The following is a 15,091-nucleotide window of genomic DNA, read 5'->3' on the forward strand; positions in this document are numbered from 1 at the left end:
ACAGACATTCTGGTAACCATGGCCTATTCAACTTTCTGCCAAACCCAAAACGACCAGCTCAAAGAGCCGATGTTTTTTGGCCAATCGGTCAACGTAGCCCGTTATGACCAGCAAAAGCACGAAGTGTTCGAGCGGCTGATCGAAAAGCAACTCTCCTTCTTCTGGCGCCCGGAAGAGGTGGATGTCTCCCGTGATCGCATCGACTATCAGGCCCTGCCCCCCCACGAGCAGCACATCTTCATCTCCAACCTGAAGTACCAGACCCTGCTGGACTCCATTCAGGGGCGCAGCCCCAACGTGGCACTGCTGCCGCTAGTCTCCATTCCGGAGCTGGAAACCTGGATTGAGACCTGGGCGTTCTCGGAGACCATCCACTCTCGCTCCTACACCCATATCATCCGCAATATCGTCAACACCCCCGCCCAGGTGTTCGACGACATCGTGACCAACGAGCAGATCCTGAAGCGCGCCGGCTCCATCAGCCACTTCTACGACGACCTGATCGAAGCGACCGCCCTCTACAACCTGCACGGTGAAGGTACCCACACCGTCGCGGGCCGCGAAGTGACCATCACATTGCGCGAGCTCAAGAAGAAGCTCTATCTCTGCCTAATGAGCGTCAACGCGCTGGAAGCGATCCGCTTCTACGTCAGCTTCGCCTGCTCCTTTGCCTTCGCCGAGCGCGAACTGATGGAAGGCAACGCCAAGATCATCAAGATGATCGCCCGCGATGAAGCGCTGCACCTGACCGGCACCCAGCACATGCTGAATCTGATGCGCAGCGGTCAGGACGACCCGGAGATGGCCGAGATCGCGCTGGAGTGCGAGCAAGCCTGTTTCGACCTGTTCAAAGAGGCCGCCATTCAAGAGAAAGAGTGGGCCGAGTACCTGTTCCAGGGCGGCTCCATGATCGGCCTGAACAAAGACATCCTCTGCCAGTATGTCGAGTACATCACAAACCTGCGGATGGCCGCGGTCGGCCTGCAGCCAGCCTTTGCCGGCACCAAGCAAAACCCGATCCCCTGGATCAACACCTGGCTGTCGTCCGATAACGTGCAGGTCGCCCCGCAAGAGGTGGAGGTCAGCTCCTATCTGGTGGGTCAGATCGACAGCGAAGTAAATGCCGATGACCTGGGTGATTTCGAGCTGTGAGTGACGCCACCAACACGCTGACCCCTGCCCCGCACGCTGCTGCCGAACAGCAGGCGGTCGTGGCACCACGGGTACATACCCGGGATGGTGCCGTGCTGCACGCCCATCCCGGCGAAAGTGTGTTGGAGACCCTGGAGCGCCATGGTCATCATGTGGAGTTCCAGTGTCGCAGCGGCTATTGCGGCGCCTGCCGCACTCCGCTGATGGCTGGCAAGGTGCACTACCCCAATGTGCCGCTGGCATTTGTCGCCCAGGGGGAGTGCCTCCCCTGCTGCTGCACACCGGTCGGCGCCATCAAGCTGGATATCCAGAAGAGCTGACGCAGCCACAGACTGGCAACTCGCACAAAATAGAAAGCCGCCGGAGCAATCCGGCGGCTTTTTTGTCTCTTCATCTTTGCTCGAGCGCCCGATGACAGACGCCCAAACCCTCAGAGTATTACAACCAGGGAGCAGCAGTCGGCCCGTGGTGCAGGCCCAGCTTCCAGACACGGCCAAAGTGCTTGTAGTGACCGGCCGCGACACCTGCCTTCTCACCCATGCCGTGGTAGAGATCGAGGTGACCCTTCTTCACCGCCCCGCCCACATCCAGCGCAATCAACAAGCGCAGCTGGTGCTTGCCGGTCCAGTTGCCCTCTTTATCGAGCAGGGGAACTTCGGCCAGGATCGGGGTACCCATCGGCAGCAGGGTCTTGTCGGCAGCGACGGCCGCCAGCGGCAGCAGCGGGATACCGGCGGCACCGATCACATCATTAGTCGGGCGACGCTCGAAGAAGACATAGGAGGGGTTCTGCTCTACCAGCTCCTTGACCCTGTGCTCAGGTTGCTGGTTGGCCCACTCCTTGATGGCCTTCATCGACATCTGCTCCTTGGGCACTTCACCGCGGTCGATCAGCACCCGGCCAATGCTCACATAGCCGTGGCCGTTCTTGCCGCTGTAACCCAGATATTGCAGCCTATCGTCGTCACCGTAGTGAACAAAGCCCGATCCCTGCACGTCCATCAGGAAGTTGTCGATAAGGGATTTGCTGTAACCCAACTCCAACCCGCGGTTGGCAAGGGCGCCCTGGTGGATCTGTGCCCGGGTCGGACAACGGCTGCCGCAGTTGGGCATGGCATAGATGGGGTACTTATACTCGGCATCCGGGCGGTGACGCACCTCCAGCACCGGCGAGTAGTAGCCGGTAAAGAGCACGTTACCCATGCGATCGGCGCCGCCCAGCTGAGCCAGGCTGATACCGTAACGGGTGATGTCGGCAGGATTGCCGCCGCCCGCCACCCAGCGGGAGAGCTGGTGATAGAGCTCGCCATAACGGCTCGCCATCCGCCCTGAACGCTGCATGACAATGCGACTCTGGGGGCCAAACTTGCTGTAATCGGCACTGGCACGACTGTTGACCCGCTCGACCCGCACCAGATCCCCCGGCAAGGTACCGTCCAGATACTGCTTGCCCAGATTTTCCGGCACCTCGCAGTTGAGAAAACATCTGTCATCAGTCTGTTTTTTTGGCACCTCTGCTTTGTCAGAGTTACCCGCACACCCGGCCAACCCCAGCACTATCGCGGTCAGCCAGAATCCGTGTTTGTTCATATGTCCTCATTTAACACCAAGAGTCCTGCTCGGCGGCAAGATGCCAAATTTGCAGGGGGAAAGCAAACGACATCAATCACTTGAAGAGAGATTTCTCCAAAGGGAGGATGCTGGGTTATAACAAGGTGACAGGATATGCGAGGTAATGGATGGAACAGCTCGAAATATTCCCGTTGCAGAGCCCCTGTATCGGGGTCTGCGAGGTGAACAACAAGGGCTATTGCAAAGGATGCCTGCGCAATCGCGAGGAGCGTTTCAACTGGCAGAAAATGAGCCCGGCCCAGCAACAGGATGTAATGCGTCTGTGTCGCGCCCGCAAGGCGCGGGTTGAGGCTGCGCGGCGCAAAGCGCTGGAAGGAGCGCAACCCCAGTTGCCAGAACAACAAGGCTGGGAGTTTTAACCACTCCCTATCTTCCCCTCACAGGTTACCTATCCTCCCGACAAAACAAAAAGCGGCCCACAGGCCGCTCTTGGTTATGACGTCTTGCCGGGTGGCGAGGCTTATGCCGTGGCCAGCTTGGCCTGCTCTTCGCCGCGTTTGAGCATGGCGTAGGAGACACCGGTCAGCAGCGAGCCTGCGGCAATGGCAACGATATACATCATGACGTTGCTGATGGCGTGCGGGATGAACAGCACGAACAGACCGCCGTGGGGTGCCATCAGTTCGCAGCCGAACAGCATGGAGAGCGCACCGGTCAGGGCGCCGCCCACCATACAGGCCGGGATGACCCGCATCGGATCCTTGGCGGCAAACGGGATAGCCCCCTCGGAGATAAAGCACAGACCCAGCACGAAGGAGGCTTTGCCCGCTTCCTGCTCCGCCTTGATGAACTTGGTGCGGGCCAGGAAGGTGGCGATCCCCATCCCCAGCGCCGGCACCATACCGGCGGCCATCACCGCAGCCATCGGGGCGTAGGTTTTGGAGGCCAGCAGGCCAACCCCGAAGGCGTAGGCCGCCTTGTTGACCGGGCCCCCCATGTCGAAGCACATCATGGCGCCGATGATGACACCCAGCAGCACTGCGTTGGCAGAGCCCATGTTGTTGAGGAAGGTGGTCATGGCATTCATGATGCCGGCCACCGGGCCACCCACGACGTAGATCATCACCAGACCGGTAAACAGGCTGGCAAAGAGCGGAATGATCAGGATGGGCTTGAGCGCTTCCAGGGTCACCGGCAGGCGCACCTTGTCGCTCAGGTACTTGGCGCTGTAACCGGCCAGGAAACCGGCCACGATGCCGCCAAGGAAACCGGCGCCCAAGGAGCTTGCCAGCATGCCGCCGATCATGCCGGGAGCGAGACCCGGACGATCAGCGATGGAGTAGGCAATGTAACCGGCCAGCACCGGGATCATCAGGGCAAAGGCGGAGCCACCACCGATCTTCATCAGGGCGGCGGCCAGAGTGCCTTCCACCTTGAACGCCTCAATACCGAACACGAACGAGAGCGCGATGATAAGGCCACCCGCCACCACCATCGGCAGCATGAAGGAGACACCGGTCAGCAGGTGCTTGTAGGGGCCTGCTTTTTCCTCTTTCTTGGGCTGGCTGGCGCCGCTGTGGCGATAGGTTTTCGCCTCGTTCCACGCCTTGTCGAGCTCGGCACGGGTTTTCTTGAGCGCCGCACCGGTACTGGTGCGATAGACCGGCTTGCCGTCGAAACGGGCCATGTCCACCTCGATATCGGTGGCGAGGAACACCAGATCGGCGGATGCAATCTCCTCGGCAGTCAGGGCATTCTGGGCACCGACCGAGCCTTGAGTCTCGACGCGGATCTGATAACCCAGCTGTTTGGCCATGGTCTCCAGCGCTTCTGCCGACATAAAGGTGTGGGCCACCCCGGTCGGGCAGGCGGTCACCGCCACGATGCGCTTGCCTGCGGCGGCCGGTTTGGCGGCAGCATTGGCAACGGCGGAGTCGGCTTGATGACGATAAACACTGGCGCCGCTGCTGGCGGCTTCCAGCAAGGCGGCCGGATCCTGCAGGGCGAGATCCATGCTGCCCTGATAGACCTGCTTGCCATCATATGCAGCGAGATCCACCGGAGCGCTGGCGACGACCAGCACCAGATCGGCGGCGGCAATCTGCTCCTTATTCGGCACCTGACGGGGTTGCACGCTGGAGCCGACGTCGAGGGTGAGTTCCCAGCCAGCCAGTTTGGCCTGCTGTTCTATCCGTTTTGCAGCGAGAAAGCTGGTGGCAATGCCCGCCGGGCAAGCCGTAACCAAGATTGCTTTCATTGGGCATCTCCTGAGTTTTCCATTGAGGGGGTATGGCATTGAACCGGTGCCAGCGCATCCAGACGCTCTACGCGCACCTGTTCAAGCAAGGGGTTGAGCACATTGATATCGTCAAAGCCGACCGCGACCTGGCTGACCGCCAGCGCCGAGACGGCGGTGGCCAGCCGCAGGGTCTGCTCCGGCGTCCAACCAAGGCTGAGACCATGGGCGAGACCGGCCACCAGCGAATCGCCAGCACCCACGGTGCTGACCACCTGCATCCGCGGCGGAATGGCCTGCCAGACGGCATCCGGGGCAAACCAGATGAGGCCATTAGCGCCGTTGGAGATCACCACGTTGGGGATCCCGCTGGCCTGCAGCGCGCGGGCACACTCGGCCTGCTCGCTCAGGGTCTTGATGGGGCGGCCTGCCCACTGGCTCAGCTCCTCCAGATTGGGTTTGACCAGGGTCGGCGCCGCCTTGATCCCTTCGCTTAACGCCGCGCCGCTGCAATCAAAGATCACCTGCTTGCCCTTGGCCTTGAGCAGGCGGATCAGATGGGCGCAGTAATCGGGGGCCACCCCTTTGGGCAGGCTGCCCGCCAGCACGAACCACTCAGCATGCGCAGCCAACTCGTCGATGGCCTGCTCCAGCGCGCTCACCTCCCCTTGCTCAATGGTGAGCCCCGGCAGGTTGAGATCGGTGACCCGACCGGATTGCTCGGAGATCTTGACGTTGATACGGGTGCTGCCCGCAACACGGACAAAGTGATCATCCAGCGCCCGCTCTGCAAACAGGGAGACAAAGCTCTGTTCATTGTCAGCGCCCAGCCAGCCGGTGACGCCTACCTCGCGGCCCAAATCCTTGAGCACCATGGCGACGTTGATCCCCTTGCCCGCCGCACGCAGGTTGGCCTCGCTCACCAGATTGACCTCGCCAAGGCTCATCGCGTCCAAACGAGTGGTGAGATCCAGGGCGGGGTTGAGGGTAATGGTGACAATCTTCATCAATGCGCCCCCTCGCCGAGACCAGCGGCGATCGCCTCACCGATCCCCTTGAGAGCCGCTTCGGCATCAGCCCCTTCGGCGCGAAACGCCAGACGGTGCCCGCATTTGACCCCAAGACCGATCACTTTCATCAGGCTCTTGGCGGAAACCGCTTCGCCGCTACCATCCAGATTGGCAACCCGGATATCTGATTCAAACTCTTTGGCCACCTTGACCAGCATGGCGCCCGGACGGGCGTGCAGGCCGTGAGGGTTGATGATGGTGAAGGTTTCACTAAGACCGCTCGCTGGCCCTGCCTGCAACATGGCAAGCCCCTCGCCACCCGCCAGCATTGCCAGCTGACCAGCGGCCGCCAGTTTGGCCAGATTCTCCAGTTGCGGCAGATGGCCGCTATCTGCGGCGCACAGCAGTAGCATGGCGCTGACCGGCAGATCCCCTGCGCGAAGTTCGCTGCTGGGCGTTGCCAGCACCCAGCCGGTCTGGGCTGCTTGCGCGCGGGCCAGCCAGACGCCCTCGCCCAGATAGGCAGGGTCGCTTGCCAGCAGGGCGCTCACCATGGCGGCATCACCCCAACCGGCGGACTTGGCGCGGGCAGCGGCTCCCAGCAGCAGTTGGTCGCGATCATCGGCCGGGAAGTCGGCCAGGGTCAGGTATTGCACCTCTTTGGCGGCAGTGGCGCCGGTCAGGATATTGATGATGGTGTCGGCGTCGGTGGCCTCTTTGAGCTGGGCTGCCGCCTGCTCGTCACCCAACACGTGGGTGAGCTGGCGCAAGATGCCCAGATGCTCGTCTGACTTGGCAGCGATACCGATGGCAACGTAGGCGATCTGCCCCTCATCCCACTCGATACCATTGGGGAACTGGGCCACCATGACGCCGGTGCTCTTCACCAGATGACGGGTGTCGGTGGTACCGTGGGGAATGGCGATGCCGCTGCCAAGATAGGTGGCATGCTGCGCTTCACGGGCCAGCATCCCATCCACATAGCCCGCTTCCACCAGACCGGCTTCGGTCAGTTTGCCTGCCAGCAGGGCAATGGCGTCCGACTTGGTTGCCACCGACTGTCCCAGCAAGATCTGCTCTCGCGCCAACTTCAACATAGAGACTCTCCATCAGGTTCCGGCCGCGCCGGTACGTCACAATTGAACATTCGGATAACTCGCCAGCTGACAATAGACCCGAACACGGTTGACTGTGATCGGAGCCTGATTTTCAGGCCACTGGGTCTCTTCGTTGCTGACAGGCTGAATCGTTTCACTTACACTCAGACTGAATCGTTTCAGCGAATTGATCAAGTACCCACAAAGAGTGCTTTTCAATGATATGATCCCGCGCACACTTTTCGGTGCCCTCACCCGGCAGTGACCGTGGGCCTTGCAACTCAAACAGAGCCAATATGATGAAACTGGATGAAATCGCCGCCCTCGCCGGTGTCTCGCGCACCACGGCAAGCTATGTGATCAATGGCAAGGCCGATCAATACCGCATCAGTCAGGCCACCCGCGACAAGGTGATGGCCGTTGTCACCGCCCATAACTATCAGCCGGACAGCCGCGCCGCCTCCCTGCGCGGCGGCCAGACCAAGACCCTCGGCTTTATCCTGCCCGACCTTGAAAACGCCAGTTACGCCAAGCTGGCCAAACGGCTGGAACAGGGTGCCCGGGCGCAGGGCTATCAGCTGCTCATCGTCTGCTCGGAGGATGATCCCTCCACCGAAAAAGAGCTGGCCCAGATGCTGGTGAGCCGCCATGTAGACGCCCTGCTGGTGGCCAGTTGCCTGCCACCGGACGACCCCTTCTACGGCAAATTGCAGGCGCAAGGCAGCCAAATCCTCGCCATCGACCGGGCGATGGCAGCCGACAAGTTCGTCACCGTCGCCAGTGAAAACGAGAAAGCGAGCTTTGATCTCACCAGCTCCCTGCTCACCCCGACTCTGCGCCATATCGCCTTGATCACCGCGCTGCCAGCACTCACGATCAGCAAGGAGCGAAAAGCCGGTTTCGAGCAGGCGGTCGCCAGTCACAGCGCGGCTCGCCACCTGTGCGAGGGAGATCACTTCTCCCGCCTTGAGGGGTATCGCCTGATCAAAGACCTGCACCAGCAGCTGGGCCAGTTGCCCGAAGCGCTGATCACCACCTCCTATATCCTGATGGAGGGAGTACTCGACTACCTGTTGGAGCAAGAGATCGATATGAGCCAGCTCGCCATGGCCACCTTCGGGGACGATCGCCTGCTCGACTTCCTCCCTTTTGGCATCAACTCCCTGCCCCAGCAGCACGACGCGCTGGCGAGCCAGGCGCTGGATCTGGCGCTCAAGGCGGTGAACGGCAAATACCAGAGCGGGCTGCACTATGTGAGCCGCACCCTCAAGCGCCGCCGCTAACCTGCTCGAAGCAGACCCGATTTGCTGTCAATGGGTGGGTAAAACGAACAGATGACAATAAGGCTGCCGGCATCGGCAGCTTTATTGTTTTCCCCCACAACCCTACCCGCCCGCTTTGCTTTCTCTACCGTCTGGCCGACTAAACAACCGGCCTCCACACTCCTTTCACCCCGCAACTAAACGCCAACGCCACGACAAGGCACTCCCCCATCCGTGCTGCAACCACTTGGCTGACCTGTATCAATGAGCCCCTGCCAATCATTTTTTCGGTGCTTTTTTCTGCAATCAGCTACCGCTGTCATCATTTATTTCCACTTGTTGGCACAAGCCAGCACAAGATCCGTATAAAGGGGGTTGTTTCCGCTATTTTGATCCGCTAACGTGGCAACCATCTTTTACAACTGACAGGTTTTAGGTACAGATGTTCCCGTTCCGATATTGCTAGCCTCCGGCCCAATCACCGGAGGCACCTTCTGATAACGCCAATCGGCCCCCTCTTGTTGACGTCACTGCTGACATCGCCTGTTTGCACTGATACCGCTATGTTCGGATGGATAACATGAATACCAAAACTCTGGGTTGTACCCTGTTGATTGCCGGCACCACCATAGGTGCCGGCATGCTGGCCCTGCCGCTGGCCTCCTCCTCCCTCGGCGGCCCCGCCACCCTGATGTTGATGGTCGGCCTCTGGGCCCTGATGGCCTTTACCGCCATGCTGCAAGTAGAGGCAAGCCTAAACACCGGCAAATGGTACCTGCACCAGCTGGCGGACCATCTGCTCGGCCCCTGGGGCAAGCGTATCGCCTCCTTCTGTATCCTGATGCTGTTCTACTCGCTGGCCTCCGCCTACATCAGCGGCGGCAGCAGCCTGCTGGCACAGGCGCTGGCCGATGCCGGCATCACCCTGAGCCAGGAGCAGGCCGCCTGGGCCTTTACCCTGCTGTTTGGTGGCATGGTCTGTGTCGGCACCCGCTCGGTGGATTACCTCAACCGACTGATGTTCACCGTCAAACTGGTGATCATGGTGGTGGTGCTGGCGTTGCTGCTGCCCCGCACCGAAGGGCAGCATCTGCTCTCGATGCCGCTGGGTCAGGGCCTGTTGCTGGCGGGCCTGCCGGTCATCTTCACCTCGTTTGGCTTTCACGGCTCCATTCCGAGCGTGATGCTCTACCTCGGTGACTGCCCAAAACAGCTGCGTCGGGTCTTTGTCTGGGGCTCAGCCCTGCCACTGATCCTCTACGTGCTGTGGCAGGTAGCGATCCTTGGTTTGCTCGGCCAACAAGCCCTGCTGCAAACCGGTGGTGCGCTGGACAGCCTGCTGGCAAACGTCGGCAAACTGGTGAGCTGGCCTGTGTTTAATCAGGCGATGCACTTGTTTGCCGACCTGGCGCTCGCCACCTCCTTCCTCGGGGTAACGCTGGGACTGTTTGACTTTATGGCCAAGGTGACCCGCCGCAAGGACAACTGGCAGGGCCGCACCCAGACTGGCCTTATCACCTTTGTGCCGCCATTGCTGTTTGCCCTCTACTTCCCGCAGGGCTTTATCATGGCCCTCGGCTACGCTGCCATTGCGCTGGCGATCCTCGCGGTACTGCTGCCGGTGGCGCTGGTATGGCAGAGCCGCAAGCAGGCGCCTGCCCATCACTACCGCGCCCCGGGTGGCGTAGTGGCGCTGGGAGTGGCCGCCGCCATGGGCGTGCTGATTGTTGGCGTACAGATCAGCGTCAGCCTTGGAATGTTGCCAGCGCTGTAATCCCCGATACTGAATGCCCCAAATAGCCAAGCCCCGCCAATCTGATTGGCGGGGCTTTTTACACTCAACTAACTCCATTTAATTCATTTTTTCGAATGGTGACGTCCAAAACCGGATTTATTTGGCCAAGTACGCATCTTCCTTTTCTCTTCTATGATGTAACTTTCTCGCCATAACCAATCACCCAATAAATTAGCTACGGTATGATTTAGTCGCACACGAGCGGTCTCATCACTAAAAGGTAACTTTTCAAGCTGGGCCATTACCTTAGGATGATTAAAATCAATGCCATTCCAAGCATGTCCATACATATTTCGAATTTTCCGTATTGCCTCAACTTCAGAAAACTCTTGTTCTTCTATTAGTCCAAGTGAATACGCGGCCAGAATGCGAGAACTAAATGTACCTAAAGGAGCATTAAATCCTTCAAGTAATTTTTTACTTTCTGTAGAGTCTATAAGAAAGGCAGAAATCATACCCGCGAGCACCTCATCAAGAATAGAGCCTGCCATCAACACAGCCCCTCTATCAGACTCTTTATAAAAATCATTCAAGAATGTTGCGAGTCGCAAAATTTCAGGTGGTGTATCTTCCCAAGCCATTTACCCAATCTCCAATTTTTAAAGTTAGTTAAAAATACCATTTAATACCCACTAAATATTGGAAAGCCAAGATGGTTCCATTTTTCTCGTTATGATTGATTTGCTATCAAAAACTTCATATCACAAAAACGCCAACAATACCTCATAGCAACCAATAATAATGTTATCTATTTGTAATTTACCGAGTCTCAACATCATTATATTTTGACTGGGATTATATCAAACGCATATCAGCTTAGTGAGTGAAAAGTTATTTGTCATGCTGGTTTCGTTCAGTCTTTTGATAATAATCAGCTGTGGAGCGAATGAGAATATGCAAGCACATTAACACCAGCTCTTAACCCCTCCATCAGCCATGCCCCCCCCAAACCTTCAGCTATATACCGACCTTTTTACTACCCGACCCTGAATAATCAGTTCAAAAACCGTTCATGCCCCTTCGCTACACTGCCCGCTCGTTTATCGCGTTCAGGAGTTTGAAAACAATGATGTTGCACCTCAAGAAGAGCACCCTTGCCCTCATCCTGCTTGCCGCCAGCGGCGCACTTAGCGCCGCCGAAATCGCCAACAACAATATTACCGAGGCGGAGATCAAGGCCGCGCAGGATAGTTGGGGCACGGCGCTTATCAAGATCAGCGATGACTATCGCGCCGGTGGGATTGAGCGCGCCAAGGCGACTGCCGAGTCGGTGCTCGACAGCGCTTATGGCTACCAGCAGGGGCCGGTGCTGTTCAAACCCACTCTTGCCGGTGGCGAGCAGACCTTCCGCACCAACCGCGAGGGGGCGCTGGCCTACTTTGTCGGCAACAACAGCGCCTACCCCACCGACAAAGGGTTCGCCCTGAAAAACTGGCAGAGCTATCGCTATGACAATGCCGCCGTCTATATCAACGGCGACATGGCGCTGACCATGGGCAAGGTACATCTGGTAGATCGAGATAACAAGGAGACCACTGTCGACAAGACCTGGGGTTTCAAGAAGGGGGATGATGGCAAGGTGCGCATCGTGCTGCACCACTCCTCCCTCCCTTACGAGGGGTAATGACGGGGCGCAGCCCACCATCAACACGGTCAAAATACAGCCCTGCCACTTCGGCAGGGCTGTTTGTTTGCGCCTGCGCTTGGCAGATGGCGAGTGAGTGGATGACGGTCGTGCTAAGGCAGTTTGCTGCTACCCTCAAGGCAAGCCATTGAGATGCCGAGCAATATCGCGTCTCTGAACACCAGCCACTCGTTATCATCACACAAGGAGCCAGATACCATGACCATACTGCCTGTTTACGCGGCCCTGCTCGCCCTGTTGTTTGTGTTGCTGAGCATTCGTACCATTCGCACCCGCCATAGCCGCAAGGTGGCGCTGGGGCATGGGGATGACCCCGCCATGTTGCGCGCCATGCGGGTACACGCCAACTTTGCCGAGTATGTCCCCCTCGCCCTGCTGCTCATCTATTTCGTCGAAACCGGCAGCCATGCCCCCTGGCTGGTTCATCTGCTAGGGAGTGCCCTGTTGCTTGGTCGCCTCTGTCACGCCTTCGGCATGAGCCGCACGCCGGAGAATTTCCGCTATCGAATAGTGGGAATGGGGCTGACTTTCACCGTCATTTTGCTGAGTGCGGCCTGTCTCCTGATCACCGCCCTGCTCTCCTGACCAGAGCAGGTCAGCCAAACGCGGAGCCGCAGAAGCAGAAATAGAAAAGCCCTGCCGATATGGCAGGGCTTTTCGTTTAACCGATCAGGGTGGGAGAGTGGCTCTCCTTGCCCTTACTGGTTATGGCTGGCGCGACGGGGGCGACGGGCCTGAGCCGGCTTGGCGGCGCCATCAGCCGGACGCTGACCCCCCTGGGGCTTGGGCTTGCCGCCGTTGCCGGAGCGAGCGGCACCCTGACGCTGGCCTTGACCTTGCGGACGCGGCGCACGGCGCTGCTCGCTCGGATCACGGGGCTCTTTGCGCAGCGGCGCGCCGATACCACGGGCGATGTTGTCGAGGGTCTCGCGGGACGCTTCAAAACCAGCCACCTGCTCGCAGGGGATGTTCTGCTTGGTCAGACGCTCGATGGCTTTGATCAGTTTGCCTTCATCGGCCGCAACCAGGGAGATGGCGTGACCGGCCGCGCCGGCACGACCGGTACGACCGATACGGTGCACGTAATCTTCCGCCACGTTCGGCAGCTCGAAGTTCACTACCTGCGGCAGCTTGTCGATATCGAGGCCACGGGCCGCGATGTCGGTCGCCACCATCACGCGCACACTGCCATCCTTGAAACCGGCCAGCGCGCGGGTACGGGCGCCCTGGCTCTTGTTGCCGTGAATGGCGGCAGCACTGATGCCGTCTTTTTCAAGCTTCTCGGCAACGCGGTTGGCGATGTGCTTGGTACGGGTAAAGACCAGCACCTGCTGCCAGTTGTTGCTGGAGATCAGGTGGCTCAGCAGGGCAATCTTGTTGGCCTTGTCGCACGGGTGCACCAGCTGCTCGATACGCTCGGCGGTACTGTTGCGCGGGGCAACTTCAATGACAGCCGGGTTGTCCAGCAGGCCAGTGGCCAGCTCGCGAATTTCATCGGCGAAGGTGGCGGAGAAGAGCAGGTTCTGGCGCTTCTTCGGCAGCAGGGTCAGGATGCGGCGGATGTCGCGGATAAAGCCCATGTCGAGCATGCGATCCGCTTCGTCCAGTACCAGGATCTCCACTTCGTCAAACTTGACGGCATTCTGGTTGTAGAGATCGATCAGACGGCCAGGACAGGCCACCAGCACGTCCAGACCACGGCGAGTCGCCATCATCTGCGGGTTGATGCTCACGCCACCGAATACCACGTGGCTGCGCAGGGGCAGATGCTTGCCATAGTTGCGCACGCTCTCGCCCACCTGGGCGGCCAGCTCGCGCGTCGGGGTCAGTACCAGCGCACGGACGCGGTTCGGAGAGACCTTGCGCTTGCTCTCCATCAGACGTTGCAGCATCGGCAGGGTAAAGCCTGCGGTCTTGCCGGTCCCTGTTTGGGCCGCCGCCATCAGATCGCGGCCAGCCAGAACGGCGGGGATCGCTTGTTGCTGAATGGGAGACGGGGTGTCGTAGCCTTGTTCGGCAACGGCACGCAACAAGGGTTCGGCCAGACCGAGGGAAGTAAAACTCATAGTTACCTGCTAGGGATAGGGGCGCCGACAATCCGGGATGGGGCTCCTCTGCTGAGCCGATGCCATCTCGCCAGACTCGGGCCTGTTGAGAACACAACGATTTCCCCGGGGAGCAGAGCAAAGGGGAAAGAATAGGGGCGCAGTCTAACGGAGTTGTGCCGGATAAACGAGAAAAATGTGATGCTCCTCCCAGCACGCACAGAAAAGCCCTCTGCTCTCCACCGAATAATCCCGTTGACCAGTGAAGCACGCACCACACTATTAACTGACAACTTATTACCTGTCCCGCCATCGTGATGCGCGGGTCGCAGGCGCACGGGATAGCAGAGAACAAAAAGCAGAATAACGAGGTTAAGCTATGAGCACGCAATATCGTCCCCACGGCAACTGGCAGGCCAAGCTCTGCCTGCTGCTGCTTTTGCTGACCCCTTCCCTGCAGGCCAGTCAGACCCTGACCGTGGCCTGGAGCCACTGGCCCCCCTTCAGTCAAATCAACAACAGGGGTGAGCTGGACGGGCTGGATGTCAGCCTGACTCGCCAGATCCTCACCCAGGCGGGCTTTGCCCCCAAATTTCGTGAGATCCCCTGGGCGCGGGCACTCCATCTGGTGGAGCACGATCAGCTGGATGTGGCGATGGCCGCCCTCCCCCTGCCGGAGCGGCAGAAGTATGCCCGCTTCTCTGCACCCTATCGCCAGAGCGCCTATGTGCTGTTGAGTAATAACCCGATTCCAGGCCATCAGGATCGCTGGGGAAAGCTCGATACCTTGTCCAAACTGTGCCACAACAAGGAGCTCAAAATTGGCAAACTGCGCGGTACTCGCCCCATTCATCAAATGGACGAGTGTCCTGCCCTCAAGGGGGCGACCGAGTACAATGCCGATGATCGACTAATCGAACTGCTGCTGGCCCGCCGTCTCGATGGCATCATTATGGAGTGGCAATATGCACGCTATCGGCTCTCCCAATTGGGCGCCGAGGGGTTTATCAGTTGTCAGCTGTTGCTGCACCACCAGCCGGTCAGCCTGATGTTTGCCAAAAACAGCATGAGCGAAGAGCAGCTCCTCAAGGTCAACGAGGCCATTCACGCTATGCCCAAACACCATGGGAAGTTCTCTCCCCCCAACTGCCGTCTCGATACCGATCCGCAGGACGCTGATCACTCTTGATAACCGACGAGTGATAGAAGTACCGCAGAGCATAAGAACAAAGGCGACCCGAAGGTCGCCTTTGATTTGGTTGACGAACCAGCACCCT

Annotated in this window: 14 protein-coding genes; 8 read left to right on the top strand and 6 right to left on the bottom strand. The window is 59.1% G+C overall.

Annotated elements, in window-relative coordinates:
* Positions 1-18 precede the first annotated feature (18 nt).
* Together nrdB and yfaE are read left to right on the top strand one after the other, a co-directional pair.
* Positions 19-1,152, top strand: a complete 1,134-nt coding sequence (nrdB, locus tag G5195_RS02670; protein ID WP_216953550.1) for a class Ia ribonucleoside-diphosphate reductase subunit beta — start codon at positions 19-21, stop codon at positions 1,150-1,152.
* Positions 1,149-1,472 (top strand): class I ribonucleotide reductase maintenance protein YfaE, encoded by a 324-nt coding sequence (gene yfaE, locus G5195_RS02675; RefSeq protein ID WP_421221794.1) that lies wholly within the window; start codon positions 1,149-1,151, stop codon positions 1,470-1,472. Before nrdB ends, yfaE begins: the two co-directional genes overlap by 4 nt.
* Before the next feature lie 118 nt (positions 1,473-1,590).
* Here yfaE and mltA read toward each other — a convergent pair whose 3' ends face one another.
* A complete protein-coding gene (gene mltA / locus G5195_RS02680) occupies positions 1,591-2,742 on the bottom strand; it encodes a murein transglycosylase A (protein ID WP_421173214.1) in 1,152 nt (383 codons plus the stop codon).
* A gap of 149 nt (positions 2,743-2,891) precedes the next feature.
* Between mltA and G5195_RS02685 the strand changes: the two genes are divergently transcribed.
* Entirely contained in the window at positions 2,892-3,143 is a 252-nt protein-coding gene (locus G5195_RS02685; RefSeq protein ID WP_216953548.1) for a DUF1289 domain-containing protein, read from the top strand.
* A 101-nt stretch (positions 3,144-3,244) separates the two neighbouring features.
* Here the strand turns inward: G5195_RS02685 and fruA are convergent, their stop codons facing one another.
* The 3 genes from fruA to fruB are packed head-to-tail and all read right to left on the bottom strand — an operon-like array spanning position 3,245 to position 7,067.
* A complete protein-coding gene (gene fruA / locus G5195_RS02690; protein WP_190284275.1) occupies positions 3,245-4,981 on the bottom strand; it encodes a PTS fructose transporter subunit IIBC in 1,737 nt (578 codons plus the stop codon).
* Positions 4,978-5,967, bottom strand: a complete 990-nt coding sequence (gene pfkB / locus G5195_RS02695; RefSeq protein WP_190284274.1) for a 1-phosphofructokinase — start codon at positions 5,965-5,967, stop codon at positions 4,978-4,980. The genes fruA and pfkB overlap by 4 nt, the downstream gene beginning before the upstream one ends.
* Complete coding sequence (gene fruB, locus G5195_RS02700) at positions 5,967-7,067, bottom strand: fused PTS fructose transporter subunit IIA/HPr protein (RefSeq protein WP_421235794.1); 1,101 nt, start codon at positions 7,065-7,067, stop codon at positions 5,967-5,969. The genes pfkB and fruB overlap by 1 nt, the downstream gene beginning before the upstream one ends.
* Before the next feature lie 296 nt (positions 7,068-7,363).
* Between fruB and cra the strand changes: the two genes are divergently transcribed.
* Together cra and G5195_RS02710 are read left to right on the top strand one after the other, a co-directional pair.
* Positions 7,364-8,350: a catabolite repressor/activator gene (gene cra / locus G5195_RS02705; protein WP_421235795.1), complete on the top strand. Its 987-nt coding sequence runs from the start codon at positions 7,364-7,366 to the stop codon at positions 8,348-8,350.
* Positions 8,351-8,909: 559 nt separating this feature from the next.
* A complete protein-coding gene (locus tag G5195_RS02710) occupies positions 8,910-10,103 on the top strand; it encodes an aromatic amino acid transport family protein (RefSeq protein WP_421235796.1) in 1,194 nt (397 codons plus the stop codon).
* 83 nt (positions 10,104-10,186) lie between these two features.
* Here the strand turns inward: G5195_RS02710 and G5195_RS02715 are convergent, their stop codons facing one another.
* The gene (locus tag G5195_RS02715; protein WP_181222411.1) at positions 10,187-10,705 is read right to left on the bottom strand and encodes a transcriptional regulator; all 519 of its coding nucleotides are present in this window, start codon (positions 10,703-10,705) and stop codon (positions 10,187-10,189) included.
* Between the two features lie 485 nt (positions 10,706-11,190).
* On the opposite strand from G5195_RS02715, the gene G5195_RS02720 reads away from it, so the two are divergent.
* Both G5195_RS02720 and G5195_RS02725 read left to right on the top strand, forming a co-directional pair.
* Positions 11,191-11,748 (top strand): hypothetical protein, encoded by a 558-nt coding sequence (locus G5195_RS02720; RefSeq protein ID WP_106843351.1) that lies wholly within the window; start codon positions 11,191-11,193, stop codon positions 11,746-11,748.
* A gap of 219 nt (positions 11,749-11,967) precedes the next feature.
* Positions 11,968-12,354, top strand: coding sequence for an MAPEG family protein (locus tag G5195_RS02725; protein ID WP_421235797.1), 387 nt, complete (start codon positions 11,968-11,970; stop codon positions 12,352-12,354).
* A gap of 113 nt (positions 12,355-12,467) precedes the next feature.
* On the opposite strand, the gene G5195_RS02730 is transcribed toward G5195_RS02725, so the two are convergent.
* Positions 12,468-13,835: a DEAD/DEAH box helicase gene (locus G5195_RS02730; protein WP_421235798.1), complete on the bottom strand. Its 1,368-nt coding sequence runs from the start codon at positions 13,833-13,835 to the stop codon at positions 12,468-12,470.
* Between the two features lie 358 nt (positions 13,836-14,193).
* On the opposite strand from G5195_RS02730, the gene G5195_RS02735 reads away from it, so the two are divergent.
* On the top strand, positions 14,194-15,003 hold the full coding sequence (locus G5195_RS02735) for a substrate-binding periplasmic protein (RefSeq protein WP_421235799.1): 810 nt from the start codon (positions 14,194-14,196) through the stop codon (positions 15,001-15,003).
* Positions 15,004-15,091 lie beyond the last annotated feature (88 nt).

The sequence above is a fragment of the Aeromonas sp. 601039 genome (assembly GCF_049174415.1).
Classification (GTDB): Bacteria; Pseudomonadota; Gammaproteobacteria; order Enterobacterales; family Aeromonadaceae; genus Aeromonas; species Aeromonas veronii_A.